The organism is Maridesulfovibrio ferrireducens (assembly GCF_016342405.1).
Classification (GTDB): domain Bacteria; phylum Desulfobacterota; class Desulfovibrionia; order Desulfovibrionales; family Desulfovibrionaceae; genus Maridesulfovibrio; species Maridesulfovibrio ferrireducens_A.
On sequence record NZ_JAEINN010000006.1, the window covers coordinates 24,940 to 50,911 of the forward strand.

27 protein-coding genes are annotated in these 25,972 nt (G+C 42.4%); 10 read left to right on the forward strand and 17 right to left on the reverse strand.

Features of this window, described 5'->3' with window-relative positions; genetic code table 11:
• Positions 1 to 121 precede the first annotated feature (121 nt).
• The 3 genes from JEY82_RS07935 (at position 122) to JEY82_RS07945 (ending at position 2,755) form a co-directional block, all read left to right on the forward strand.
• Positions 122 to 1,270: a TrkA family potassium uptake protein gene (locus JEY82_RS07935; RefSeq protein WP_304084636.1), complete on the forward strand. Its 1,149-nt coding sequence runs from the start codon at positions 122 to 124 to the stop codon at positions 1,268 to 1,270.
• The gene (locus JEY82_RS07940; RefSeq protein ID WP_304084638.1) at positions 1,263 to 1,775 is read left to right on the forward strand and encodes a cyclic nucleotide-binding domain-containing protein; all 513 of its coding nucleotides are present in this window, start codon (positions 1,263 to 1,265) and stop codon (positions 1,773 to 1,775) included. Before JEY82_RS07935 ends, JEY82_RS07940 begins: the two co-directional genes overlap by 8 nt.
• Positions 1,776 to 1,885: 110 nt before the next feature.
• Positions 1,886 to 2,755 carry a septal ring lytic transglycosylase RlpA family protein gene (locus JEY82_RS07945; protein WP_304084640.1) on the forward strand — a complete coding sequence of 290 codons (870 nt, stop codon included), beginning with the start codon at positions 1,886 to 1,888 and terminating at the stop codon, positions 2,753 to 2,755.
• 99 nt (positions 2,756 to 2,854) lie between these two features.
• On the opposite strand, the gene JEY82_RS07950 is transcribed toward JEY82_RS07945, so the two are convergent.
• The gene (locus JEY82_RS07950) at positions 2,855 to 3,145 is read right to left on the reverse strand and encodes an integration host factor subunit alpha (protein WP_085103387.1); all 291 of its coding nucleotides are present in this window, start codon (positions 3,143 to 3,145) and stop codon (positions 2,855 to 2,857) included.
• A gap of 125 nt (positions 3,146 to 3,270) precedes the next feature.
• On the reverse strand, positions 3,271 to 3,690 hold the full coding sequence (locus JEY82_RS07955; RefSeq protein WP_304084643.1) for an HIT family protein: 420 nt from the start codon (positions 3,688 to 3,690) through the stop codon (positions 3,271 to 3,273).
• A 177-nt stretch (positions 3,691 to 3,867) separates the two neighbouring features.
• Between JEY82_RS07955 and JEY82_RS07960 the strand changes: the two genes are divergently transcribed.
• Together JEY82_RS07960 and JEY82_RS07965 are read left to right on the forward strand one after the other, a co-directional pair.
• The gene (locus JEY82_RS07960; RefSeq protein ID WP_304084645.1) at positions 3,868 to 4,899 is read left to right on the forward strand and encodes an elongator complex protein 3; all 1,032 of its coding nucleotides are present in this window, start codon (positions 3,868 to 3,870) and stop codon (positions 4,897 to 4,899) included.
• Positions 4,900 to 5,056: 157 nt separating this feature from the next.
• Positions 5,057 to 6,727, forward strand: a complete 1,671-nt coding sequence (locus JEY82_RS07965) for an FAD-dependent oxidoreductase (protein WP_304084648.1) — start codon at positions 5,057 to 5,059, stop codon at positions 6,725 to 6,727.
• Between the two features lie 12 nt (positions 6,728 to 6,739).
• Here the strand turns inward: JEY82_RS07965 and JEY82_RS07970 are convergent, their stop codons facing one another.
• The 5 genes from JEY82_RS07970 to JEY82_RS07990 all read right to left on the reverse strand — a co-directional run bounded on the left by JEY82_RS07970 (position 6,740) and on the right by JEY82_RS07990 (position 12,664).
• Positions 6,740 to 7,630 carry an alpha/beta fold hydrolase gene (locus JEY82_RS07970; RefSeq protein WP_304084650.1) on the reverse strand — a complete coding sequence of 297 codons (891 nt, stop codon included), beginning with the start codon at positions 7,628 to 7,630 and terminating at the stop codon, positions 6,740 to 6,742.
• A 110-nt stretch (positions 7,631 to 7,740) separates the two neighbouring features.
• The gene (locus tag JEY82_RS07975) at positions 7,741 to 9,300 is read right to left on the reverse strand and encodes a hypothetical protein (protein WP_304084653.1); all 1,560 of its coding nucleotides are present in this window, start codon (positions 9,298 to 9,300) and stop codon (positions 7,741 to 7,743) included.
• A 188-nt stretch (positions 9,301 to 9,488) separates the two neighbouring features.
• Entirely contained in the window at positions 9,489 to 10,508 is a 1,020-nt protein-coding gene (gene gap, locus JEY82_RS07980) for a type I glyceraldehyde-3-phosphate dehydrogenase (RefSeq protein ID WP_304084655.1), read from the reverse strand.
• A gap of 26 nt (positions 10,509 to 10,534) precedes the next feature.
• A complete protein-coding gene (locus JEY82_RS07985; protein ID WP_304084658.1) occupies positions 10,535 to 11,092 on the reverse strand; it encodes a GAF domain-containing protein in 558 nt (185 codons plus the stop codon).
• 264 nt (positions 11,093 to 11,356) lie between these two features.
• Positions 11,357 to 12,664 carry an ATP-binding protein gene (locus tag JEY82_RS07990; RefSeq protein WP_304084662.1) on the reverse strand — a complete coding sequence of 436 codons (1,308 nt, stop codon included), beginning with the start codon at positions 12,662 to 12,664 and terminating at the stop codon, positions 11,357 to 11,359.
• 120 nt (positions 12,665 to 12,784) lie between these two features.
• On the opposite strand from JEY82_RS07990, the gene JEY82_RS19690 reads away from it, so the two are divergent.
• From JEY82_RS19690 to JEY82_RS08000, 3 genes are all read left to right on the forward strand, one after another.
• Positions 12,785 to 13,099: a type II toxin-antitoxin system HigB family toxin gene (locus tag JEY82_RS19690; protein ID WP_369681154.1), complete on the forward strand. Its 315-nt coding sequence runs from the start codon at positions 12,785 to 12,787 to the stop codon at positions 13,097 to 13,099.
• Positions 13,080 to 14,267: a type II toxin-antitoxin system HigA family antitoxin gene (locus tag JEY82_RS07995; RefSeq protein WP_304084665.1), complete on the forward strand. Its 1,188-nt coding sequence runs from the start codon at positions 13,080 to 13,082 to the stop codon at positions 14,265 to 14,267. The genes JEY82_RS19690 and JEY82_RS07995 overlap by 20 nt, the downstream gene beginning before the upstream one ends.
• Positions 14,268 to 14,442: 175 nt before the next feature.
• Positions 14,443 to 14,571, forward strand: a complete 129-nt coding sequence (locus tag JEY82_RS08000) for a hypothetical protein (RefSeq protein ID WP_304084667.1) — start codon at positions 14,443 to 14,445, stop codon at positions 14,569 to 14,571.
• Positions 14,572 to 14,642: 71 nt separating this feature from the next.
• Here the strand turns inward: JEY82_RS08000 and JEY82_RS08005 are convergent, their stop codons facing one another.
• Both JEY82_RS08005 and JEY82_RS08010 read right to left on the reverse strand, forming a co-directional pair.
• Positions 14,643 to 15,584, reverse strand: coding sequence for a sulfite exporter TauE/SafE family protein (locus JEY82_RS08005; protein ID WP_304084669.1), 942 nt, complete (start codon positions 15,582 to 15,584; stop codon positions 14,643 to 14,645).
• A gap of 217 nt (positions 15,585 to 15,801) precedes the next feature.
• A complete protein-coding gene (locus JEY82_RS08010; protein WP_304084672.1) occupies positions 15,802 to 17,163 on the reverse strand; it encodes a PLP-dependent aminotransferase family protein in 1,362 nt (453 codons plus the stop codon).
• A 90-nt stretch (positions 17,164 to 17,253) separates the two neighbouring features.
• Here JEY82_RS08010 and JEY82_RS08015 point away from each other — a divergent pair, with 90 nt between their 5' ends.
• Positions 17,254 to 17,844 carry a LysE family translocator gene (locus tag JEY82_RS08015; protein WP_304084675.1) on the forward strand — a complete coding sequence of 197 codons (591 nt, stop codon included), beginning with the start codon at positions 17,254 to 17,256 and terminating at the stop codon, positions 17,842 to 17,844.
• 104 nt (positions 17,845 to 17,948) lie between these two features.
• On the forward strand, positions 17,949 to 18,827 hold the full coding sequence (locus JEY82_RS08020) for an NAD(P)-dependent oxidoreductase (RefSeq protein WP_304084677.1): 879 nt from the start codon (positions 17,949 to 17,951) through the stop codon (positions 18,825 to 18,827).
• A 73-nt stretch (positions 18,828 to 18,900) separates the two neighbouring features.
• On the opposite strand, the gene JEY82_RS08025 is transcribed toward JEY82_RS08020, so the two are convergent.
• The 8 genes from JEY82_RS08025 to modA form a co-directional block, all read right to left on the reverse strand.
• Positions 18,901 to 19,617, reverse strand: a complete 717-nt coding sequence (locus JEY82_RS08025) for a substrate-binding domain-containing protein (protein ID WP_304084680.1) — start codon at positions 19,615 to 19,617, stop codon at positions 18,901 to 18,903.
• A gap of 41 nt (positions 19,618 to 19,658) precedes the next feature.
• Complete coding sequence (locus JEY82_RS08030) at positions 19,659 to 20,438, reverse strand: ABC transporter ATP-binding protein (RefSeq protein WP_304084681.1); 780 nt, start codon at positions 20,436 to 20,438, stop codon at positions 19,659 to 19,661.
• Positions 20,429 to 21,478: an iron ABC transporter permease gene (locus tag JEY82_RS08035; protein ID WP_304084684.1), complete on the reverse strand. Its 1,050-nt coding sequence runs from the start codon at positions 21,476 to 21,478 to the stop codon at positions 20,429 to 20,431. The genes JEY82_RS08030 and JEY82_RS08035 overlap by 10 nt, the downstream gene beginning before the upstream one ends.
• Positions 21,459 to 22,511, reverse strand: coding sequence for an ABC transporter substrate-binding protein (locus tag JEY82_RS08040; RefSeq protein ID WP_304084687.1), 1,053 nt, complete (start codon positions 22,509 to 22,511; stop codon positions 21,459 to 21,461). Before JEY82_RS08040 ends, JEY82_RS08035 begins: the two co-directional genes overlap by 20 nt.
• Before the next feature lie 37 nt (positions 22,512 to 22,548).
• Positions 22,549 to 23,043 carry a tRNA (N6-threonylcarbamoyladenosine(37)-N6)-methyltransferase TrmO gene (gene tsaA / locus JEY82_RS08045; RefSeq protein WP_304084690.1) on the reverse strand — a complete coding sequence of 165 codons (495 nt, stop codon included), beginning with the start codon at positions 23,041 to 23,043 and terminating at the stop codon, positions 22,549 to 22,551.
• A gap of 14 nt (positions 23,044 to 23,057) precedes the next feature.
• Positions 23,058 to 24,119, reverse strand: a complete 1,062-nt coding sequence (locus JEY82_RS08050) for an ABC transporter ATP-binding protein (RefSeq protein WP_304084693.1) — start codon at positions 24,117 to 24,119, stop codon at positions 23,058 to 23,060.
• Complete coding sequence (locus JEY82_RS08055; RefSeq protein WP_304084696.1) at positions 24,116 to 24,805, reverse strand: ABC transporter permease; 690 nt, start codon at positions 24,803 to 24,805, stop codon at positions 24,116 to 24,118. The genes JEY82_RS08050 and JEY82_RS08055 overlap by 4 nt, the downstream gene beginning before the upstream one ends.
• Before the next feature lie 80 nt (positions 24,806 to 24,885).
• The gene (modA, locus tag JEY82_RS08060; protein WP_304084698.1) at positions 24,886 to 25,665 is read right to left on the reverse strand and encodes a molybdate ABC transporter substrate-binding protein; all 780 of its coding nucleotides are present in this window, start codon (positions 25,663 to 25,665) and stop codon (positions 24,886 to 24,888) included.
• Positions 25,666 to 25,972: the final 307 nt, after the last annotated feature.

Here is a 25,972-nt window from a genome sequence, read left to right on the forward strand (position 1 = left end):
ATGCCCTTAAAAGCAAATCAAGCTTGAATCCCCCCCGAAAAAAAGACTATATTAAAATAAATCACAGATCCCGAATAATGATTTCAGGTAACTTTGTTTATTAGTTCACCCGCGGGGAAGAATGAATTTTATTACATGGCTGAAAACTGGGTTTGGAAAACTGGTGCTGGCTACAGCCGGATTGCTGTTGCTCAGCACCTTCGGATTCTACTGGCTTGAGCTTAAAGAAAGTGCAAATGCAAATTTTTCCAATGCGTTCTGGTGGTCGATCGTAACCCTCACAACTGTAGGTTATGGAGATCTAGTTCCTGCAACTGTACCGGGCAGAATTCTGGGAGCTTTGGTGATGCTGTCAGGCATCGGGCTGGTTACGTCGCTAACCGGTAATATGGCTTCCATGCTGGTTGAGCAGAAAGCTAAAAAACGTAAGGGGCTTTTAACTGTGAAAATCAGCGATCACGTTATTATACTGGGCTGGAATGATTATGCTTTCGGACTGATTGAATCACTGCTAAAGCAAACCGCGCTGAAAAATTTCAACATTGTCATTGTTTGCGATCTGCTTGAACAGCAAAGAGACGAGATAGCTTTTAAACTTGATCTTGGCGACAAACTGCACTTTGTTCACGGCTCCATTTGTCAGGCAAGTGTTATTGCCAGAGCAAATCCTGAATTTGCAAAAACTATCTATGTTCTCTGTCAGGATAATATTGAAAGCAAAGAGGCTGACCAGCAAGCTATTTACGCAGTACTGGCTCTTCGAACAATGTCCCCGAAAGTCCCGATTTACGCTGAAATCGCCAAATATGAAAACCGGGAACACCTCCGCAGGGCCGGGGCAAATGAAATTCTGCACAGAGGTGAAATTTCTGCCCGCATGATGGGCATGATGGGAATTAACTCCTCAATGCTCTCTTTCTTCCGCAATCTTCTGGGAATCGGAAACTCAGGAAGATTACTTTTTAGACCCTGCACTTCTGATGATAAACACAAAAACTGGGGAGAACTCAGCTCCATCCTCCGGACAACTGACGGAGCCCTTCCTGTTGCAGCTTGCAAACTTGGTAAAAATCTTTCACTGCAAGACGTTATGGATGAAGGTTCAGCTCTCGATCAATTCATAATAGAACTTTTTGAAAACTCTGGACAGGATACATCACTGGGCTTGCAAGGGCCTGAAGTAAAAATGAACCCTGCTGACAGCGAACCGATGGCCCAGTATGACGCTCTTCTGGTTATCAGCGCGGCAGGAGATTTTGATCATGACTGATTCATGGAAATTAATACCGATATTCAATGATCTTAAAGATGAAGAACTTTTTCACGTTCAAAATATTTTTAGAAAAATATCAGTCAGATCCGGCACGAATATCATCTCTGAAGGAGAGGAAGGACATGAAATGTTTATTCTGGTCGATGGGAAAGTTAAAATTTCAAAAGCCATGCTTATGAAAGGTATGAGTATCCCATTGTTAGAAATGGAAAATCCGCGCAAAGTTCTTGCCAGTCTTGATGATTCAACTTTTCCTGTTTTTGGTGAGATTGCACTTATTGATAATGACCATCGTTCCGCGACCGTTACAGTTGTTGAAGACTCTGATTTTTTGATTACAGATAGAGAAAAATTTTTCGCATTGATTGAAAAACACCCTGCCATAGGTAATAAACTTCTTTTGACCATAGGAAAGCGTCTGGCGGCAACGGTCCGTAAAAATAATGGCGAACTTGTAAAATTGACGACAGCGCTGGCGCTTGCTTTATCCCGCACTCGTTAACAACTGGACTTAAGTAAATTCACCAATTATGAAACCTATACCTTTGTTCTGAATCAGATCAACTGAACAGCACAGAGGAAATAACTTCTTTTGATCTTCCGGAGGAATAAATGAAAAAAATAATAGTCTGCTTTTGCTCGTTGCTACTTCTATTTGCAGCAGGTTGCGGTAAAAAAGTCATCCACTCTTCAAGGCCGCTCGCGCAGCCTAAAATTGTGCACAGGGATACTCCAAACACTGTAAAACCGATTTTGAAAACCGATCCCTACACAATAGACGGACGAACCTACGTGCCGTACCTCACTTCTAAAGGATACAAAGCAGAAGGTCTTGCCTCATGGTATGGTGATGACTTTCATGGTCGGACCACAGCCAACGGTGAAACATATGACATGTATGCAATGACCGCAGCACATAGAACTCTACCCATGGGTAGCATGGTAGAAGTAACTGAACATGAAACCGGCAATAAAGTTGTTGTCCGCATCAATGATCGCGGCCCCTTTGCAGACCCGGACATGAGAATTATCGATCTTTCATATACGGCCGCATCAAAACTGGGCATTGCTAACAAAGGGATTACCCGCGTTGACCTTCGCACCATTGATAATGTTAATGTTGAACCTGTCGCTGCTTCTGAAATTGTTGCCGTAACCGCGGCTCCTGAAACAATCGCCGTGATAGAAGAAACCGTTCGGGCCGAACCGGAAATAGAAGAAATTTTAGTTTCAGAAACCGCAACGAACGAAACGCAATACTTCATTCAAGTAGGTTCTTTTACTGAACGCGCACGCGCCGAATCAATCTTGGAAGGACTGCGCAGGAATGGCTACAATGAATCAAGAATGGTGGAAGTGAGTGTGAACGGAGCAACATATATGAGGGTTCAAGCCGGACACTTTGAGACACTGCTCGCAGCGGAAGAAGCTCTGAGTTCTCTCGGATCTGAATTCACAGACGTATTCATTGTGACAGATTAGAAAAAAGACAACAAATTAAGGGGCCCGAATAATCAATTCGGGACCCTTATTTAATTGAAAAACGGGTCGAGCCAATCGCAGCCGGAAAACCGGATGTTATTAGTTAAGCTCTGATCTGAATTTACGGGAAAGTCTAAAGACAACAACTTTGCGCGCAGGCAATGTTATTGACTCATTTGTCTGGGGATTACGCCCCTTTCTTGCATTCTTATCATAAGCTTCAAATTTACCGAAACCGCTGACAAGCATTGCGTGATCGCTTTTGATCGCCTGCTTCATGATGTCAAGGATGCTTTCAACCAGATCTTTGATTTCCGCTCTATTCCGATCGGTTTTCTCATAGATGTAATCAACGACACTGGCTTTTGTAAGAGTATTTCCGTTCGCCATTTCCTCTCCTCCGGTATCCCCGGCCCTGTGGTCAGGGGCGGCGGTTTTTAAGTTATCCACTGGTTTTGCCCAGCGGCTATACTAGCTAAAACGTTATCTCCAGAATAAATTACCTATCAATTTATTCACTTTATCATCTTTTCTATCTTTTGGGCAAGGGCCATTGCTTCATCCATATCATTATATTCACCTTGATCCCAAAGTTTTAATCCATCGTCCTTAAAACGGGGAATAAGATGAAAATGCGCATGAAAAACAAGCTGCCCTGCGGCATCATTGTTGTTCATAAGCAGATTCAGCCCATCAGCTCCGGTGGCTTTAACAATAGCATCACCAACTACCTGCGAAGCTGTCATAAGCTCTTTTCCAAGATCAGCAGGAATATCCCAAAGATTTTTATAATGCCCTTTAGGAATTACAAGCGCATGTCCTTTGTTAACAGGCCCGATATCTAAGAAGCTGAGAATATTTTCTGTTTCATAAATTTTAAAACAAGGAATATCTCCAGCAACTATCTTACAAAAAATACAGTCTTGATTGTTCATATTAATTAATGTTGAAATACTTGTGTTGCGTGTTGTGATAAATAATTCTAAACGAGTATAACTCGTTCCACAGTGATAAGATTACTAATTATTTACCTAACCATTTTTTTTTAATCAAGCTAATTTATTAAATAAAGACATGACTAGTGTTTTTTATTTAAGGAATACCCCCAAAAAATGAGCTGTCTCCTCTTCAAACACCCTGAACCTAGCCGCCCGAAAACCCGTATCTGGCCTGTCTTTATGCCCTTTATGGGTTGCCCATCACGCTGTGTATACTGTTCACAAGAAAGACAAACTGGTACAGGCGCTAAGGGATTAAACAAAATATATCAAGCTATTACCGAAGATATACCCGCTTTTTTTTCAAATTCAAACCGAAAACCTCTTGAATTGGCTTTTTTCGGTGGCACATTTACAGCTCTTCCAATGGAATGGCAGCAACGCTTTTTAAGCGCAGCTAAAAAACATAAAGAAAATGGTTTCATCACAAAAATAAGGTGCTCCACCAGACCGGACTTCATCGAATTTGATAATTTAACGAAGTTGGCAGAATCCGGAATGGATATGCTCGAACTGGGCATTCAAAGTTTTTCAGCACACACTTTAAAAAGATCGGGACGCAACTACTCTCCTGAAACAGCTCTTAAAGCCTGCAAAACAGTCAAAAAAGCAGGTCTTTCTCTGGGCGTTCAGCTTTTACCGGGTTTGCCGGGTTCAGCAAAAGGTGAATTTCAAAACGATATCGACAGAACAATTTCCATACAACCGGATGCTGTAAGAATTTATCCATGCCTCACAGTAAAAGGGACTGCGCTCGAGAAACTTTACAATGCAGGCAAATATAAACCTTGGAGCTTGCCAAGAACAGAAGAAGAACTTTCCTTTGCACTGCTAAGGTTATGGAACAAAAAAATTCACGTTATCAGGCTTGGCGTTGCCTCCGAAGATGGATTTCAAGATAACATTGTAGCAGGCCCTGTACATCCGGCACTCGGACAACTCGTACGTTCGAAGGCCTTATACCTGTTCATTCGCTCACGGTTGCCGTTATTAAATTCAGAAGTAAAACAGGTTGTTGTCCCATCTAAATACTCCGGTGAATTCTGGGGACACAAAGGGACTCTTAAACCCCTCTACTCACGCCTCAACATTACCCCCGACAAGGTACGTTTCAGCAAGGGACGACAGTTTGAACTGCATTCCTAGAATCCATCCTATTATTATTAAACTTTTTATTTTTATTTAGTAATGATTCCTGTTAAGTCTTTTTGATATGGATATCACATATTCATAATTAATAGATTAATTCTTTCAGAAAAGGATTCCATGAGTTAATCTCATCAGAAAGTAACAGGAGAATTATATGAGCGCATTAACTGCTGAAGATAAATATCGTAACTTTATTCCCGATGAGAGCCTTAAATATTTAGAAAAATTATTTTCTGAATTTGATAAGGACGCAATCATTGAAGTCTACACTCGAAAAGGACCTCATGACGAATACAATGAATTTACACTGAATCTTTGCCACGCCCTCGCCACTCTTACGGGTAAAATCAAGATCTTCGAATATTCTCTGGACTCTGACATGGCTAGTAAACGCGGAGTAGACACAACTCCCACAGTCCTTATCTCTCCTGAATCATACGACATCCGCTTTTTAGGCGCTCCGGCAGGTGAAGAAGGCAGAGCTCTTATTGAAGCCCTGAACCTTGCTTCACGAGGAACGTCAATTATTTCAGACAGTACAAAAGAAATCATGTCCAAGCTTGATTCTAAAAGACATATTAAAATATTTTCCAGCCCGACCTGCCCCTACTGCCCCGGACAGGCTATAAACGCATTCAAAGCAGCTGTTGTCAGCCCTGATAAGGTTTCAGCATGGTGCATATCAACCTTGGAAAATTCAGATTTAGCTGAAAAGTACAAAGTGGGTTCAGTGCCTCACACAGATTTCAACAACGAAATTTCATTCATCGGCCTTGAAGCCGAAGAAAAATTTATGACACAACTGCTCTTTCTCAAACCTTTGGATGATATCCTTAAAAAACAGCGCGAGATAAAAAAAGAGACAGGACAGAAAAAGAACGAAACGGACATTGATCTGGTCATTATAGGTTCCGGGCCTGCTGGAATGAGCGCAGGAATATATGCGAAAAGAAGCGGGCTGAGTTGCGTCATCCTCGATAAGCAGGGAGTTGGAGGACAAATAGCCCTCACTCCTAAAGTTGAAAACTACCCTGGTTTTCCGAATGTTCAGGGTTTTGATCTTGTTGAAATACTCAGCACTCATGCACGTGAATATACTGAAATAAAACAATTTGTTGAGGTTCTTGATATTCAATACGGAGAACGTATTAAAGTGGTAACCGATGAAACAACTTACCACGCCAAAGGCATATTGCTGGCAACAGGTGTAAAAGTGCGCATGCTCGGCGTTCCCGGCGAAGAAAAATTCTACGGACATGGCGTCAGTTATTGTGCCACCTGTGATGGAAATTTCTATCGCGGCGGAAAAGTTCTTGTTATCGGCGGAGGGAATACAGCCATGACTGATGCTCTCCACTTAAAAAAACTCGGTGTCGAAACAACGATAGTTCACCGCGGAGACTCTTTCAGAGGCGAAAAAGTATTGCAGGACGCTGTAGCACGCGAGGAAATTGAAATTTTATGGAATTGTGTTGTTTCTGAGGTGCTGGGAGAAGATCAAGTTGTTGGTGCACGCCTTAAAAACACTAAAGACGGCTCTGAATTTGAGAGAGAAACGGACGGTCTTTTCGTTGCTATAGGGCAAACACCGAACACTGTTCTTGCCCAAAAAATTGGTGTTAAGTTATGTGATGACGGATTCATAGAAGTAGACACTTCACAACGGACCAACATTGAAAGAGTCTACGCAGCCGGAGATGTTACCGGCGGAGTCCGTCAGATTATCACAGCCACAGGACAGGGAGCGGCGGCAGCGCTGACAGCATTTGAAGATTTCAACCGCTTCTATGCTGATGAAAATAAAATCCCAAAAAATATCTGGTAAATTAATTTTCAACTACTGTGCAAGCATATCTTCGCGCACAATAAGAAATGTGGAAATGGTCCGGGCTAGGCTCACAGGGGCTTGATACATAAGCCAGTGAGCCGCATTTTTAAAACGGATCAGCCATGCTCCTTGGATCTTCTCTGCCAACTCAAAGCTCAGAGTTTCAGGAAGAATATCGTCCTGCACGCCTGAAATAATCAATGTATCTTTATGCATTAATTCAAGCCTGCCACATGTTCCAGGCCAATTAATCATTGCCTCGCCCTGTGCTTTAATAATTTCTATATTCGGAGGATTTTTTGAATATGGCAACTTTGAAATTGCATCAGGATGCTTATCCAGCCATGCCTTTGGAAAAAAATGGGAAAGCAGTTCTTTTGTATCCATTTTCATTAATTCTTTTGTAATTTTTGCTACAGGCACACTATCGCAGGCTGTTCCCATCAATATCAATTTATCAACTTTATCAGAGTGATTCAAAGCTAGTTCCTGAGCAATCATCCCGCCCATAGACCATCCTAAAATATGAGCTTTTTCATATCCCAGTACATCCAGCAGCCCCGCGCTGTCATCAGCCATACGACTTATTGATACTGGTTCCGTTCCAGCGGAAGAACCACCCATGCCCCGATTATCAAACAAGATTACCTGATGTTTTTTAGCAAGTTCACGAATTAAATCCAGATCCCATAGATCCATAGTTCCGGCAAAACCCATGATCATAAGTAGCGGTTCGCCATTTCCATACACTCGATAAGCTATTTGTGCGTCTGCAACCTGCACCGTTGAATACGGAAGCGCGCTAATATCCGGCGCGGTATTAATATTATTTTTAGGTCCGCAAGCAGCCATGCTGGATAACAAAATAAATAAAACAAATAAGTTAAAATAGCGCTGCATGACGGCTCCTGATATATTTCATAAATTAATTTTTATTTTGATGAACATTACCTCGTAGAGATAGTTTTGGAAAGAGCACCCTGCCTGCGACAGAGTGCTCTCTTTATCAATTACGCCTCGGCTTCGATTTCATCTATTTTAGTGCCATCGGGTTCATTGCCAGCGGATTCAATTTCTACAGATTCAGCTCTCTTATTTTTTATTTCATCACCTTCCATATTTTCTACTTTTGAGACCAAAGACTCTTTGGAAATAAGCTTGCTCTCTCCAAAATAATCGTCTCTGACCTCGTTCCGTATTGATGTAATACTGAATACTTCCCCCTTCTGTAATAAATACTGAACACGGTGAAGCAAATCACGAATGGCGGCGGCGTAATCTTCCAGATCACCTCCAGCCGATTCATTCACTTCCGCAAGATCTTTCAGACAATTCATAATGAGTTTTGCCTGCGGATTATCCCGCATAGTGAATAAGGACGCGAGCATAACGGTATCTCCAGCTCCAAGTCCTTCAGCCATCAATGAATAAATTTGATACTCAACAGCAATTGCACGGGAAATTATTCCATCTACTGCGGTAATAAACGGTCCATCTTCGCCGACCGTATCTTTTCTTTCGATAACAAGGCGCCATCTTTGACGGAACTTTACCGGTAAACCTGAATCTGTAATAATTTCTGGAGTTAATCGACCCTCGCTATATTCCTGAAAAAGAGCACGATTTAATGTGTTCAGCCTTTCCTCTTCCGCCTTCTTGGCCATAGCAGCTTGTTGAAATTTATCAGCCCGAAACATTTCAACAAGTTCCTGCTGCATTGCCGGATCACTTATTTCTTCAAGGTTGGCCTGCGCCTCTTCATCACTTAATCCGCGTAACGCAGCAAATTCCTGTTTAAGACTTTGATTCCAAGCCAGAGGTTTTAATTTTTCTTCAAGGCGTCGATAAGTTTCTTCTGAAAGCCTATCTTTCCAGCTTACCGCCACAAGCAAGGCAGATACTGGATCTTTTGCTCCGATAGATTCGATTGCACCACCATACATAGCCTGTTTTGCGCTACTAAGGCGATGATTCAAAACAGCGGGATCACTTCCACGGTAAAGCCTTAAAACCGCGCCTTCCAAAAGATTCTCACCATGCACAAGTGTTGCATAATCCGGGCTGAGGTTTACCGATTTGAGCACAGAATCAATGGTGGCACGGGCGGTGTTATCCTTCCAATTCTGATATTCTTGACTCTGATACTGTGCGACAAAATTTATCGCTGTTTTCCTGCGGGAATTCAAAAGAGCCGTAAACCTTACACGAGCTTCATCATCCGGCAGATTATCGAGATGCTTGCCGCCTTCCTCTGAAAAATAATCATTAACTTCATTGGTTGCGGTTTGCGCCGCCCCGGCCTGCCGTTGCAAAACTCCTGTTTCAGGAGAATTTAAAATCTCCTGCAATCCTGCCTCAAAAGAATTATAAGCATCGAGCACCCGCAAATCACGTTCTTCATCCTGCCTGTCATGGGCACGCTTCATAAGCTCAGGAGCTATATCCTTTTTACTGAGCAAAAGCTCAACCTCAGGACTAACGGCCTTTGCCCCTCCGTCCGCACCTAAAACATCGCGCCGCCCTTGCTCCGCTGAAAATTTACCCATTCCACCCGCTGAAACTTTTGGCATTTCTTACGCTCCCTGTTAACATTGATTTATTTACAAAAATGCATCTGTTGAAACAGGAGAGTACCGAGCAAGGCGGACATGAATAAGCCGAGTCAGGTCCGGGGGATGGGTTTTTTACACAAAAAAAGCCCGTTGAAGCGCAAACTTCAACGGACTTATCTCTCAATAAACTTACTTAAGACGAATTCTTACAATCCGCACTTCGCCATGTAATCAATCAGGTCTGCAACGCGGCAGGAGTAACCCCACTCGTTGTCGTACCATGCGTATACTTTGGCAAGATTTCCACCCTGAACCACGGTGAAATCGGCTTCCACAATACCTGAACGAGGATCGGCCAGATAGTCAGAAGAAACAAGCGGCTCTTCGGAATAACCGAGAATGCCCTTGAGTTCTCCTTCAGCCGCACTTTTAAGCACAGCTTTAAGATCTTCAGTTGTGGTATCTTTGCTAAGTATTGCTACAAAGTCCACAAGAGAGACTGTCGGTGTAGGAACACGTACAGAATATCCTTCAAACTTGCCTTTCATCTCAGGAATAACCAACGCAACAGCCTTAGCCGCTCCGGTGGACGTAGGAATCATATTACAAGCAGCAGCACGCGCGCGCCTTAAATCTTTATGCGGTTGATCGAGAATGCGCTGATCGTTTGTGTAGGCATGAATGGTGGTCATAACACCTTTTTCAATGCCGAATTTCTCATGTATAACCTTTACAATCGGAGCAAGGCAATTGGTCGTACAAGAAGCATTTGAAATAATATTATGTTTTATTGGATCATAATCTTTATGGTTAACACCCATAACAACAGTGATGTCTTCATCCTGTGCCGGGGCTGAAATTACAACTTTTTTTGCTCCGCCTTGCAGATGCTGAGCAGCTTTTTCTCCGGTTCTGAAAATACCAGTGCATTCCACAACCACATCCACGCCGCATTCTCCCCAAGGGATTTTGCGCGGATCACGTTCAGCAAAATTCTTTATAGTGAAATCATCGCCAATCTGCATGATGTTGCCGTCAACAGTGATTTCAGGCGGAAATTTACCGTAATTTGTATCTCTGGAACAAAGTAGCGCATTGGTTTTAATATCGAAAAGATCATTTACTGCAACAACTTCTATATTATCGCGATGCCTTTCCCAAATGGTTTTAAGCACCTGACGCCCAATACGCCCGAATCCATTAATCCCTACTTTTACTTTACTCATATTGCTATCCTCATAAAAGGAACGGATCAGTCGTCGACCCGGTAGATGTAATCGTTAGCCAGTTCACTTGCTCTCTTAAGTGCATGAAACATGCGTGCATTTTCCAGAGCAAGCCCTGAAAGATCTGCAACGCATTTGAGGAAATCAAGTTCCTCTTCTGAAAATTCACGCTTTTCGCCCGAATACACTCTGAGCACACCGATAACCTTTTCACCCCGTGCTGTAAGCGGAAGAACAACCAAGGAAACAAGTCCTTCTTTTGCTGCTTCTTCAGGGTACTGAAAACGGTCATCACTGCGGACATCGGCAATACTTAAAATTGCGCCCTTTAAGACTTCCTGATCGATACGACTTTTAGAAACCTGTACAGGTCCTTTTTTTTCGTATCTTTCACTCAGTCCGTATGAGGCATCCGCTAAAAGAAGCTCACCGCTACGATCAAGTAAACGAATGAAACATCCTTTCAGATTCATTTCCGTAGCAACCTTCTCGGCTATCCGGGAAAGAACCTTTTCCGGTTCCAAGCTGGAATTGATAGCTCTGGTAATCTCATAAATCGCTTTGTAGAGTCTGGTTTTACCCATTTCTCAAACCTACCTTGTTTTAAATTTCGTAAAAAAGACCGCCTTAGGGAAATACGGCACTTCAATTTTTAAAACACGTCAAACTTTATTATTAGCAATCTAGCACATTGTGCCCGACATTGCATGTAAAAGAACGAAAGAGATTGTTAAGCAAAAAATAGAAGTATGTTCACTTTGCAACATTAAAGCTAGATTTAAGATTCACTATAACTTATAATGTTGCATATTGAATAATTAAAAGCAAAGCCTTTCGGATTTTTTGTTTTAATTTTTATCTCTGATTGCTCCGAGAAAACGAGACCGTAAGGCTTCACTCATAAGTCCTTTTTTAACTGGAGAAAGTTTAAGGAATCCACCAACAACAGCTCGCATAAATGATTCACTGCGACTGTTGGGATTATCAAAAATAAGATTTTGTAAAGTTCCCCGTTCAAGGGATTGCAGGATAACGCGTTCAAAACTGTCTTCGGGATGAATAACTTTCTGCTCGCGCTTTTCCATCTGCAATGCGCCGGTTTTGCATTTTAAAGCACAGACTCCGCATCCAAGGCAGAGCTTATTATTAATTTCAGGATACTTTCGGTTTTTAGCAGGAACGGCAGCGGTTGCGGTAACAGAATCAACGTCATTTTTTTCAAGCATGGTGATGGCATCAATCGGACACGCCTTGGCGCACAATCCACAACCATTACAGCCTGCAAGATCATATTTTGCAATGAAAGATGAAGAAACAAGCATGCCCGGGTAACCTGAATATTTGATGCCCTGCATAAGATTGCAGCAGCACCCGCAACAATGGCAGATAAAGCCTGCATTCTGTTTGACGTTATCCGTAGAAAGCGTGAATCCCATTTCTTTAGAACGAGCGAGAATATCGAACATTTCAGAACGTGAAATTTCGCGGGCAAATTTATTACGAATCAGAAACTGCGCTGCGTCACCCATGGAAGTGCACGTTTCAAGGGGGACATCGCACCCTTGTTTGCCGAGATGCATTTTTTCATGCCGACAAGAACATAAACCGACTGCGAATAGATTTTGTTGTTCAATCAGAGCTGATGCTTTCTCATAATCAAGAATCTCAACATGATCGACATCGCGGATAGTTTCTTCATAAGGCAGTGCGCGCATGACCGAAATTTGCTGCCCGTCACCAAAATTTGCGTCGATAAAAGATCGGTCTCCGAACATATAACTTTGAAACAATTCTGCCCATTTTTTGGAGTCAAGATTGCCGCCCGTACGCATCATGGTGAATTCAAAAAAGCCGATAACAAACGGGCTGATCATATAGAGATATTCATCTTTTTCCCACATATCGCAAACAAGCCCCTTGAAGCACATCTCTTCAAGCATAGGCTGGAGTTGTTTTTGATTAATGCCGGTAATTTTTGCGATACGCTGAAAACTTGAAGGGCGATAGGGCATGCGGACAATAAGATCCGCTTCTGCGAGGGAATAAAGAGATTTAAGAAGTTCATGCAAAGGCTCAGACCACGGCATGCGAACCGTGGTATTATCAACCTTTTGACCTAACTGCCGATAAATATCTTTTGCAATGATGTGTCCCATGAAAACGAGTTACATGCAGACGTATATGTTAGCAAGTGGCAACTGCTTACTTCAAAAAGAACAAGCTTTTTTTATGGGAACACTCTTGACTTATTTTTTTTGGGAACATATATATTAGTTGTGAACGTAATCTCAACCAAAACATTAAATGCTTATCGCAACTGTTATCCTGAGGCGGATCAAGCCTTGCGAACATGGCTTGTAATTATGAAAAAAAGTAACTTCAAACATTTTTCAGAATTAAAACAAATTTTTGGGTCAGCTGATTTAATCACTAATGACGTGATCTTTTTTAATATAAAAGGCAATCATTTCAGATTAATTGTAAATATAGATTTCCTTCGCCAATCTGCCTACGTAAAATGGTTTGGCAGACATAAAGACTATAACAAAATTAACCCTTCGGAGGTGAAACATGAATATCCGCCCTGTTAAGACAGAAGGCGACTATGAACTCGCCCTCGAACGCATTGAATCGCTATGGGGAGCAAAGGCCAATACTCAAGAAGGTAACGAACTTGATATTCTTCTTACCTTGGTATCTGTTTATGAAAATGAACATCACACTGTTCCTCAACCAAACCCTATTGAAGCTATTAAGTTCGTGATAGATCAACAAGGATTAAATCAATCCGATTTAGTTCCATTTATAGGGAGTAGGTCTAAAGTTTCAGAAGTGCTTAGTGGAAAAAGACCCTTAACTCTTTCAATGATTAGAGCCTTGCACACAGGACTTTCTATTCCAGCTGAAACACTAATCCAAGAAGGAAGTCCTTTTTACCAAGACGGAGATGATGTTGATTGGAAAAAATTTCCAACATCTGAAATAATTTCGCATGGATGGGTGACGGATCTTGATCCTCGTACACAGCAAGAAGAAATAATGCGTAACCTTGCGGCTCAAGCAGGGGTTGATAATTTTTTGACCCAAACAGCCTGTTTTCGTCAAGGAACTCGCCGTAACGCAAAAGATGATTCGTTTGCTCTTCAAGCTTGGATTCTCAAAGTTTTAGTTGAAGCTCATAATATTAAAATGGACTCAAACTTCAATCAATCTGAACTTAATTATGACTTTTTACGCAAGGTCGTTCAACTTAGCACTCTTTCTTCTGGCCCAGCAAACGCTAAAGAATATTTGCAAAACAAAGGTATTAAACTAGTCATAGTGCCTCATCTGAAGCGAACATATGTTGATGCTGTACTTCTGCTGGAAAAAGGAAAAATTCCCGTAATAGGAATGAGTTTACGATATGATAGAATTGACTATTTTTGGTTTACCTTGCTGCATGAACTAGCTCACTTAGCACTGAACCACCTTACAGCCTCCGACGATTGCATTATTGATGATTTAGAATTGCATAACTCGCTAGATAATATAGAAAAAGAAGCTGATAAATTTGCAAAAGAAGTGTTAATCCCTAAAAAACTATGGTTAGCATCTAATGCGCCTAAATCTGCAAAAATTGCTGATATTATTTGTCTTGCAAGAGAAGCAGATATTCATCAAGCAATTGTTGCTGGAAGAATTAGATATGAAAAAAAGAACTACCGACTTCTTTCTCGCTATGTTGGACATGGAAAAATAAGAAGCCAATTTAATTAAAAAAAACCACTCATAGCAGTGAGTGGTTTTTTAATAAAGCGACCTATCTAAGCAACTGGGGTCGCGGCACAAATTGCTCCCAAATCATGACCCGGGTAGCTCCTTGTAAAGTAAGCATAGCTACCATGACATCGGAGCATCACGCAATAGCAATATCAGTTGTTAAGGAGTAAACATGTCAAAAGAAAAAACCAGAAAAATTGGTAGAGATGCCAAGAATGGACAATTCATCACAGTTAAAGAAGCAAAACGTCGTAAAGCAACTGCAGTAGTAGAAACAATCAAAAAAAATAATCATCCGTGACAATTGGAACCGGGTTCCTTTGTCACCGTATACATTACAGACTTTCCTCAATCCACATAATTTTACTATCCTTACTTCAAAAAGAACTCTGAAATATATTTACCCGCGGTAAATAAAATGATGACCGTAAGCATCCATTTGATAATCTTAGCTGGGAAAAATTTCTGGCAACGCGCACCGAAATACATGCCCGCCATGCCGCCGATGCCGAAAAGAATGCCAAGCGTCCAGTCCGGAGCTATTGCCATATTCGGATAAAGCGGGGCGATGGCTTGATAAAACAACACTCCCGCCACCGAAGTAACAAAAGTTCCCATAAGCGCCGCACCTGCCACGGTATAAACCGGCAACCCGAAAATAGTCACAAAAAACGGAGCAATTATAGACCCGCCTCCGATTCCATAAATACCGCCCACAATTCCAACTATCAAAGATAGTGAAAGAAGGCCGATTGATGAGCAATCATAAACCTCGCCATAAAATTCATAACTGATGCGTGTAGCTGAGAATTTCAGAACGCGTACAGTCGGAAGTTTTTCACCTTCATCATTTCTCTTTGAATGATCTTTGACGAGTTGCTGAAACTTTTCTTCAGCGTCTTTATTAGGACTTTTATTTTTTTTGAGTATGCTTAAGGCGAGTTTAACGCCGATCCACAACAACACTGCTGATGCAAAAAGCTTAAATGCTGTTGGATCAGGAAGCCACTTGACGCGAACAATAGCCCCGACAAGCACACCGGGCAAAGTTCCCACAATAACAACAATAGTCAGAGGCCAAACCATGCGCCCTTCACGGATATAGCGCAAAACACCTGACGGAATAGCGACAATATTAAAGAGCTGATTCGTTGCCGAAACGGATGGTGAAGTATAACCGAGAAACGACATCTGAAAAGGCATAAGCAGGAATGCGCCTGAAACTCCGCCCATAGAAGTGAAGAAAGATACAACGAAAGCCACTAATGGAGGGACAAGAGGGTTTACTTCGATTCCGGCAACGGGAAAATACATAGACTTATTCTCGCTTTTCAGATTGTGCAGCTCACAAATAGAGCGTTGTTATTATAATCTTCACTCGTTGACTTCCTATATCATACCTTGTGAGTAGAAAACAACTTCAATTTAAGCAGAATTTAGTTCCCCGGACCTGACTCGGCTCAAGCTGAAACTTTGAAAATCCATCTAATCACACCAGCCCGACTTCGGTCGGGGCATTTTGTTTCAAAATCTAGCCACCATAGAAAATCTCCCGCAACATCGTCAGCCCCCTCAACAATTCATCTGCCGTGCGCGGCCCGCTAAGTGAAATCCTAGCCATTGCGGGAACAACGCTGTCCCCCACCGCAAACTTTTCCGCACCGAATATATTTATTCCAGCCTCACGGGCCCGGGCTTCAAACAAATAACCCCGCCACGGTTTCGGCAATTGAAGCCAAATAAAAAATCCCGTTGGTTGCCCGTAATAGATCAACCCGTCGAGAAGATCTTTAACAGCTGAAAAACGCTTTCTGGCTTCATTCTGCTTAAGATTAATAATAGTATCTGCGGTGCCATCCTTTATCCACTCAGAAGCAAGCTCTGCATTAAGCGGCGGAGTCATCCATACTGTATTTAAAATCGCATGCGCCAATTGATCGCGCAGATGATTGGGAGCGGACATAAAAGCCACCCGTAATCCCACTGCCAGAGATTTAGAAAGCCCTGCAATGTGAACACTGTTTTCAGGAACCAGATATGAAACCGGAAGCAGAGAACTTTGCGTGGTCAGATCATAAGCATCGTCTTCAATGATAAGAAGAGAATGCTTACGCGCGATCAAAGCAATTGCTTCGCGTCGTTGCGCAGACATACACGCAGTAGTGGGATTCTGTACTCCGGGCATAAGGTAAAGCCCTTTGATATTCTCTCTGCGACAGACAGTATCAAGCGCTTCAGGAAGCATACCTTCCTTATCCATTGTAATCGGAACAAGCCGGATGCCGAGCATGGCCGCCAAAGTTTTCATGCCGGGATAAGTGAGAGCGTCCGAAGCAATACGATCCCCCGCACGAAACAACCCTGTCAGACAGCAGGTAAGTGCGTGCTGTGCGCCTGAGCAGACGAGTACATCATCAGGAGTGACATCAAGACGGTAACGTTTGCACCATTCCGCCCCTGCCGCACGATGCTCAGGCAATCCTCGCGGATCAGTATAGCGCATAAAGGCATTCGAGTTACGCCGCCGGATAAGCCTTTTCATTCCCTCTTGAATGTCAGGGTCCAGATCGTAAAAGGTATTAACCATACCCATCTCAATAAGACCGGGAGCATGCGGTTCAAATGAAACCATAGATGAAGAAATCCGCGCATCCGAAGCCACAAATGTTCCGCGCCCTACAGTTCCCGAAATAAGACCGCGCCGCTCAGCCTCAACATAACCGCGCGTAACAGTACTGACATTGATTGCCAGCTCGTCAGCCAGTTCACGGTGTGTGGGGAGTCGATCCCCCGGTTTAAGCTTGCCTGCAAAGATATCACGCTCAATAACATCAGCCAGTGCTCGATATTTCGGACCTGTCCCGACTTCAAGTATAGGGTTCCATTTTGTCATGCACACAATAATTCCATTGACTACACACAATGTCAACAATATGTCTACAATCAGAAAAATTGATACACACAATCTCGAAAGGAAAATATTATGCAGGAAAATTACTGGCCGTTTTTGCTCTTTGTTATTGTCATGACCGGAACACCCGGTCCCGGCAATTTATCGATGCTGGCACTGGGTCAGACAGTGGGCTTCAAAAAATCCATACCGTTTCTTATCGGGATGGTTACTGGCGGAATAGTTGTCGGGCTGCTTATAGCCTTAGGTCTTGGAGAATTATATACGACATCGCCACGAACAGCCTCAGCTTTCAAGGTTGTAAGCATCATATATATCCTCTATCTCGCCTTAAAAATTATGCGCATGAACGTGCAGCCTCCCGAAAAAATCAGGCCGTTCTCAATATATGACGGGCTGATGCTCCACCCGCTGAACCCCAAAAACTGGGCTATGAACATATCCGCATTCAGTCAATTTGCAGACCCTACGGCCCCCCGAATTTTTGAAATCAGCATATTTGTGCTTACTTTTGCCTGCGGAGCATTAATTTTCCACAGCCTCTGGGGCTACACGGGATCCTCATTGCTTCGTCTAATGCGCACCCGCAAACTTAGACTCTGCATCAATTCATCAATGGTAGTGCTTATGGTCGGCGCAACTTTATATGCTTTGTATAAATAAAATATATAGCCGGACTTCGGTATCAAATGGTTTTCGTTTCGAACTTATTAGGATATGAACTTTTAAGTACTGTTGAAATATAATTTTATGTGAGGATCAGGATTATGAGTAAGAAAATAGGCTGGATTGGAACGGGCGTAATGGGAAGCTCTATGTGTATGCACCTTGTAAAAGCGGGCCACGAAGCTTTTATATACAACCGCACAAAAGCCAAAGCTGCCGATCTTATTGCAGCGGGCGCAACATGGTGTGACTCACCCGCGACAGTCGCGCAGAAGGCCGATATTATCTTCACTATAGTTGGTTACCCAACCGATGTTGAGCAGACAATCCTCGGAACTAAGGGCGTACTTGCCAATGCTGATCCCGGTAAAATTATCGTTGATATGACAACCTCCGAACCGGCTTTGGCAGAACTCATCCACGCCGAAGCGGCTGATAAGAATGTCGGCTCCCTTGATGCTCCTGTCTCGGGCGGCGATCTCGGTGCACGCAATGCAACACTGGCAATTATGGTCGGCGGCGATAAAAAAGTTTTTGATAAGGTCAAAGATCTTTTCGATATAATGGGCGAGAATGTTCAGCTCATGGGCGAAACAGGGGCGGGACAGCACACCAAAATGTGTAATCAAATTCTAATAGCCGGAACAATGATCGGCGTTGTGGAATCCCTGCTTTATGCTCAAAAAGCGGGCATGGACCTTAATAAAGTAATTGATGTCATCGGTTCAGGCGCAGCCGGTTCATGGTCCATCAACAACTTAGGCCGCAGAATTGCCGACAGCGATTTCGACCCGGGATTTTTCATCAAACACTTTGTAAAAGACATGGGTATTGCCCTTGATGAAGCAAAACGCATGAAACTTTCACTCCCCGGACTTGCACTTGTAAATCAATTCTACATTTCCGCCATGGCAATGGGGCATGAAGAGCTCGGAACACAGGGACTTTATAAGGTTCTTGAGAAAATGAACGCGATTTAAATTAAATAAAAACCCCGCTGAAACTTCTTATCTAAAAGAGATCTCAGCGGGGTTATTCTTTGAAAAAAAGATACTAAGGTCTTTTAAACCCGAACTCTTCAAGAGCATTCTGAGCAGCACTAGCCTGCAAACCCTTAAGAAGTTCAACTCCATCATTATTTTTTTCTATAACAACAGCAAAATATTGCGCTTTTACACTAAGTGAATCAGGCAAATCCATAATTTCGATATTATCCATTCTTCGAGCAATATCCATTGCGGTTGTCCGGTATCCCAAGAAAAGATCTACTTTGTCCTCGGCAAACAAGCCATATACCGGAGAATGCGGTCCAGCCGATTTGGGAGAATTCTTCCCTCCGACCAGCGTCAGAGCTTTATTTCTCAAAACCTCACGGCTTCCGGGCTGTATAACCTCGGCCCTGTCGAACACTGAAAAAGCGTAATCTCCTCCGGGATCATCGACTGGAGTTGATGTTCCAACCCTATTTTCAGAACTCAGCATATTTTGCAAAGCATCCCCGCGCTGCAAAGCTGACGGACGCCCGAACAAGCACAACGAATTTTCAGTAAAAACTATCGGCTCGGAACAAAGGTCCATATCAGCTAGGATCTTACAATGCTTAAGGTTTGCAGACAAATACAGAGCTGGTCGTTCTCCCTGTGCTATCCGTTCCCTTAGAACTCCGGAAGGACCAAAGACAGAATTTATTGAAAAACCGGACCGTCCAGCCATAGCGGGTAAAACCTTACGCAAACTTCCAGCCGCAAAAACACGTATTTCTTTTGTCATATTCTAATCTTCCATTTTTTACTTAAGCATTTTTTGCCTGATCATGTTGCCCGGGCAATGCACACTTTTTCTCCGGCTTCAAGAGTAAACACATCAACGGGCAGTCCATACAAATCACTGAGCTTTTCAGAATCAAGAACATTCTCAGTTCTTCCATAACCTTGCAATCTTCCATCTGCAATCAATGCGGTTCGCTCTGAAAAACCTAAAGCATGATCGGGAAAATGAGTGGTCATTACAACGGCTAAACCCTGATCAGCGAGTTTACGCACAAGTACTAACGTTCGGGCCTGATTGCCGAAATCCAGATGCGAAGTAGGCTCATCAAGCAAGAGAATGCGTGCTTCCTGAGCAAGCGCTCTTGCAAAAAGAATCAACTGCCGCTCCCCGCCGCTTGTTTCATCGTAGGATTTATGCGCGAGGGATAAAATCCCTAGAGTTTCCATAGCCTGTTCTGATATGGCGTAATCTTTAGCAGAGGGCGACGCAAAAGCACCAATATGTGCAGTTCGGCCCATAACAACAACTTCAAGAGCTGAAAAAGAAAACACAGGAGTGTGCATCTGCGGCACAAAAGCGATAGCTCTAGCCACATCTTTGCGACTCATCTTTTGTACTTTCCTCCCCTCGATCGAAACCTGACCGAGCGAAGGAACATGCAGTCCAGCCATACATCTTAACAGAGTAGACTTACCGGTTCCATTAGGCCCAAGTATAGAAAGCACCTCTCCGGCGTGAACATCCAATGAAATATCTGTCCAGACGGACTTTCCGGCTTCGTAAGCAAAAGAAAGATTTGAAACCGTTAAAACTATGCCCAACCTGTCCTCCCTCTTCCTAAGAGCCAAGCAAAAAATGGAGCTCCCACTGTGGCAGTAAGGATTCCCAGTGGAATTTCAGCTGAACTTATATTTCTGGCAATGCCGTCAATCAACACAAGGTAACACGCACCTAATGCAAGGCTTGCAGGTATTAATTTTCTGTAGTCAGGACCGACCATCATTCTGGCGAGATGAGGCACAACGAGTCCAACCCAGCCCACAATTCCGCTGACGGAAACAGCACTGGCTGTAATAATCGTGACCGCCACAACCACACCGAAGCGCAACCGTCCGGCTTCCACTCCAAGAGTTTTGGCTTCCTCATCACCGAAAGAAAGAACATTAAGCCGCCACCGCACCATCAAAAGCCCGACAATGCAGACTCCCATAGGCAAAAGAACAGTATAAAGGTCTTCCATAGTAATTGAGGAGAGAGAACCCATAAGCCAATAAATAATCACGGGAAGCTTATCATCAGGGTCTGCAAGGTATTTGATAAGTGAAAGAAGCGATTGGAAAAAAGCTCCAACTATCACCCCGGCAAGAACAATGATCATTGACCCGCTGGCTTTATATAAACGACTCATCAACCATGCGGCAATTACGGCAGTCATTCCAAAAAAAAATGCACAACCTTGAATCATCACCGGCTGATTCCATATGATAATGCCTAAAGCGGCACCAAAACCTGCGCCGGAAGCAACACCAAGCACATAAGGAGATACCAGCGGATTACGAAAAAGCCCTTGAAAGGCCGCTCCTGAAACAGATAACCCGCCTCCGATAAGCATGGCCGCAAGGACGCGGGGCAAGCGAACATTAAGCACCACTGTCTGGACAATTGAGGACCATTCTCCACCCACAGGCAGCCCTAAAGCATCCCCTAAAATTAACAACACATCCAAAAGGTCAACTTGATATCTTCCCCAGGCAAGCCCCAGACAAAAAACAGCGGCAGGAGCTACCCAGAGTAGAATAGTCCATCTACTTCGAATATTCCTGCCGCTTAAGATTCCGGATTTATTTATACTCTGTGCCATAGAATTCTTTATAATAAGCCTGAACAAGAGCTGACAGATCTACATCCTTGAATTTTTCAGGATACAATGTTTTTGCCATCCACAATTCACCTAAAGCCATAGACTCAGGCAGAGGATGTCCCCAAGGTTTGGCATACTCAGGACAAATAAATACCCGATTATTTTTAACAGCACTGACTTCTTTCCAAATCGGATCACTAATCAAGTCTTTTGCTATTTTACGATGACGCCACTGGATAAAGACAACTTCAGGATTCCAACGCAAGATATCTTCCATAGTAACTTTTTTGAAACCGACGAGATCCTTAGCAGCAACATTCACACCACCGGCGCGCTCCATGATTACGCTTGTATATTTGCCGCGACCATAGGTTCCGAGGTTGGAGTGAGCCATGTAACATCTTACACGTTTATCTTCGGCAATTTTACCGAGATGTTTTTTCAATATTTTCTGATTTGAGTCGATAACAGAGATTAATTTTTCAGCCCTCTTTTCCTTGCCGAAAAGATTACCAAGAAGTCGAACGCCTTCTTTCAATCCTTCATTATAAGCCTTGCTCGCATCTTTCAAATCAGGATTGAGAACTGAGGTATGTTCATATCCTGCGTTGTAAAGGGATATCCCGACAACAGGTATTCCGGCATTCGTAATCTGATCAATCATATCTTTCGAAGCGTAATGAGTAACAATTACAAGATCAGGATTCAGAGTTAACAGGCTCTCCATATTCACACTTTTCAAGCCGCCGGGAGTAGGCATGCTTTCGATATTTTTGATACCTTTACGTGCGCCGGGCAGATATTTATCCCATTTCTCAAGAATACCGACAACAGAGTCGGCTGCACCAAGCTGAATCATAATATCTAAAGCCTGATGCTGCAAAACAACCGCACGCTTACTTACATCCGGAACAATAACTGTTCTGCCAAGCTGATCAGTAATAGTCTTCTGCGCCATAGCAGGAGCAGCAAAAAGGACTAAACAACTGATAGCCAAACAACTCAACACACCTAACATTCTTAAATTCTTCATAAAACATTCTCTCTTTATAAATTTTAAATCCAAATTATCAATCACTATCGCCAACAAATCTTGTATCGGATTTAAGTGTTTCCGACTTTTTTGCATTTTTTTCCAACCAGCCGAAACGATCAGCCGGAACTGCATCAAATTTTGCTACATACGGTTTAATATCAATCAAGGGAGTTCCGTTTAAAACGTCCACCCCTTTAATTTTAATAATATTTCCTTTAATTTCGAGTAGTTCAACTGTAGATATTCCTATCATATTCGGCCTGCGGGGAGCACGGGTAGAAAATAATCCTCGCTCAACAGTATCCATAAAAGGCTTCACGCTAAGCTTGTAGCCCTCATTTTTATGAAAATGATACAATAGAATAATATGTGAAAATCCATCCAAATCATTCAAGCCTTCTTGAAGATCTTCAGAAAGTTCAATATATCCGAGATCATCCTTTGCTCCTGAAGGCTGTATAGGCATTCCTTCAAGCTTATCAAACGGGGAGTGAATGTAGCCTATCGGGTGAAAATTAATTGTGTCCATAAAGTGTTCCCGCCTTATAATATTCTTAAATCATGAGAACGGATCGCCAAAAAAGAACTCTGGTCCTTTTTCAAATCCATTTCATAAAACGAATTGGTCATCATCATAACCGGTATCCGAACGCCTTTACTGCTATATGAAAGGTGGCAGAGATTCCCTTCATGATAAAAATCATCCAGAGTTGCTTCGAAAATATTCCGCTCAAAAGCATCTGTCGGCTTTTCTCTGAAAACCATCACATTTTCAGGTCGCAACGCTACTTTTACAGCCGGATCACTTTTTACATTCTCGACAACTGAAAGCTCAAGTCCCTGAATATCAACCAGACTTTTCCCGCCACAATTACTGACAACCTTTCCATCGTAAATGACCGCCCCGACAAAATCCGCAAGAAAGGAACTTTCCGGACAGTTGAAGACCTGTTCTCTGGTATTGTGCTGCAACAATTCTCCGTTCTTAAAAATGGCTACTTTATTTGCCATAGACCAGACATCGTCCATATCATGTGTGATATGAAGCACAGTAATATCGAGCTTCTCGATAGTTTTTCTGAGCAGTGAACGGATATTATGTCTTGTTTTAGGATCAAGGGCTGAAAGCGGCTCATCCATAAGCAGAAGTTTCGGTTCAACAACCAAGGCGCGGGCAAGTGCTGTTCTCTGCTGCTCACCCCCTGAAAGAGTTTCAGGTTTACGGTGCAGAATATGACTGATATTAAGCGATTCAGCCATCTTGATAATCTTAGCTCTTCTGCTTTCTTTTCCGGCATCAATTTTTTTCAAACCATATTCAATATTTTTAAATACGGTTAAATGCGGCAGAAGTGCGTAATCCTGATAGACAATGCCTATTCTTCTTTTTTCAGGTTTTTCATCTGTAATGTCACGCCCTTCTAAAAAAATATGACCCTGCTTAGGTTTATAAAAACCTATTATACATTCAAGAAGAATGGTCTTCCCCGAACCGGTCGGTCCCATCACTGCGAGGTAGTCACCTTTTTTAAGATCAAGGGACACTCCTTTCAGAGAAAACTGGCCAAGATCAATATGCAAATCGTTTACACTTAGAAAACTCATAGCTTCACTTCCGTCATTTCAAATACAAAAATCGCCGCAAATGAAACCGCTACCAACAGCAATCCGCTTGTTAATGCCATTCCCATGTTTCCGTAAGAAATATTGAGATATAAGGTTACAGGCAGCGTTTCAGTTTTCATATACGACCCACCGGCTAAAATCAGAACAGTACCGAACGTTCCGATGCAGCGGGCAAAAGCGATAACTGAAGCAGCCAATATTCCTTTACCGGCAAGAGGTAATGAAACTTTTATAAATGTTTCAAACTGAGTATAGCCGAGACTGCGTGAGATAAATTCCATACGGGGACTGATAAAATCAAATGTCGATTTCATTATGCGAATAGCATAGGGTAGCGCCGTAAAAAACTGCGCAACGACTACGCCTTCCTGAGTGAAAACAAAATTAATTCCTATTGATTTAAGAGCGGCACCAATCGGAGTTTTCCCAAAAAGTAAAATGAGACAAAGCCCCAAAACAAGCTCTGGAAAAGCAATCGGAAGATCCATAATGGTTCTGACTATTCCTTTGCCTGGAAAGCGAAGTCTTGAAAGTGCAAAACCAATCGGAAGAGAAAACAACATCACCAAAACAGAAGAAATAAGCCCCGTAATCAAGGACAAAGTAAGCGAAAAACGCATTTCTTCACTTTGGAGATTCATCCAGACATCTTCAAAAGTAGGCACAGTAAACAACGCTCCGATTGCAAGAACCAGAAGCGCTGTTATAAAAAACGTACAGCAAAGAAGCCATATCTTAAAAAAGTTTACCTTGTGCAAGCTTCAAATCCCCATTTTTCCCATACAGCCATTCCTTCAGAGGAAGCAATATAGTCATTTAATTTAACAGCCAGAGGATTATCTTTTGCCGAGATATGAAGCGCTGTCGGAATCGTCTTAATCATATTGCGGGCAGGATCGATTTTAATAGTCTGCACCTTGCCTCTGCCTTCCGCCCATGTGGTAACGTCTAACCAGTTAATTGTGGCGTCAGCCTGATCAAGAGCAGTATAGATAAGAAGCTGATTGCAGGTAGGAGCAAAAACAACAACATTCGGCTCAACTTTCTTCCAAAGTTTGCATTTACCGAGAAGTTTTTTAGAAACTTTTCCTATTGCAGCAGATTTAGGATCGCAAAGCGCAACTTTCAAACCGGGCCGGGCAAGATCATCAAGACTCTTAATATTTAACGGATTTCCAGCAGGAACCACAATCACAGGTATATGCTTAACTATTTTGATGATGCTGGGCTTATAGAGCCAGCCGTTTTTAACGGCATCATTTGTATATTTTTCTGCGCCGGGAATGAATACATCACAAGTCTGCCCCATAGACATCATTCCGAAAATTTCACCGGAACTGCCATAATGCACACTTATTGTAACGTTATTTTTTTTCTCAAAATTCTGCCGCAACTCTTCCATCGGCTTCATAAGTCCGGCACCGGAAAAAATTCTTAGTTCTTCAGCTTTTACGACACTTGTTAATCCTAAAAAGAATAAGCAAAACATAAAAATGGTTAATACACGTAACTTTGATTTATACATTTTAAATCCCCCAAATTAATTATAAAAAAACTCTATAATATTTATAATAGGTCAATATTATATGTGTTTTTTGACATAACAAGGAAGACTATTAATAGCAATGCGTCTATTATTAGTTACAAGATGGTACTAGAATAAAATATAAAACAACCTGCTCTTCTATTATCATTCATTTTTTAACCTTTATAACAATTATAAACACAGACCCAAGCATCATATACTAGTACTCGCTTCAGTTACATGCAGACAGATAGTCATCATTATCATTCAACATTGTTTTATTATGACAAAACAGACATAATAAAAC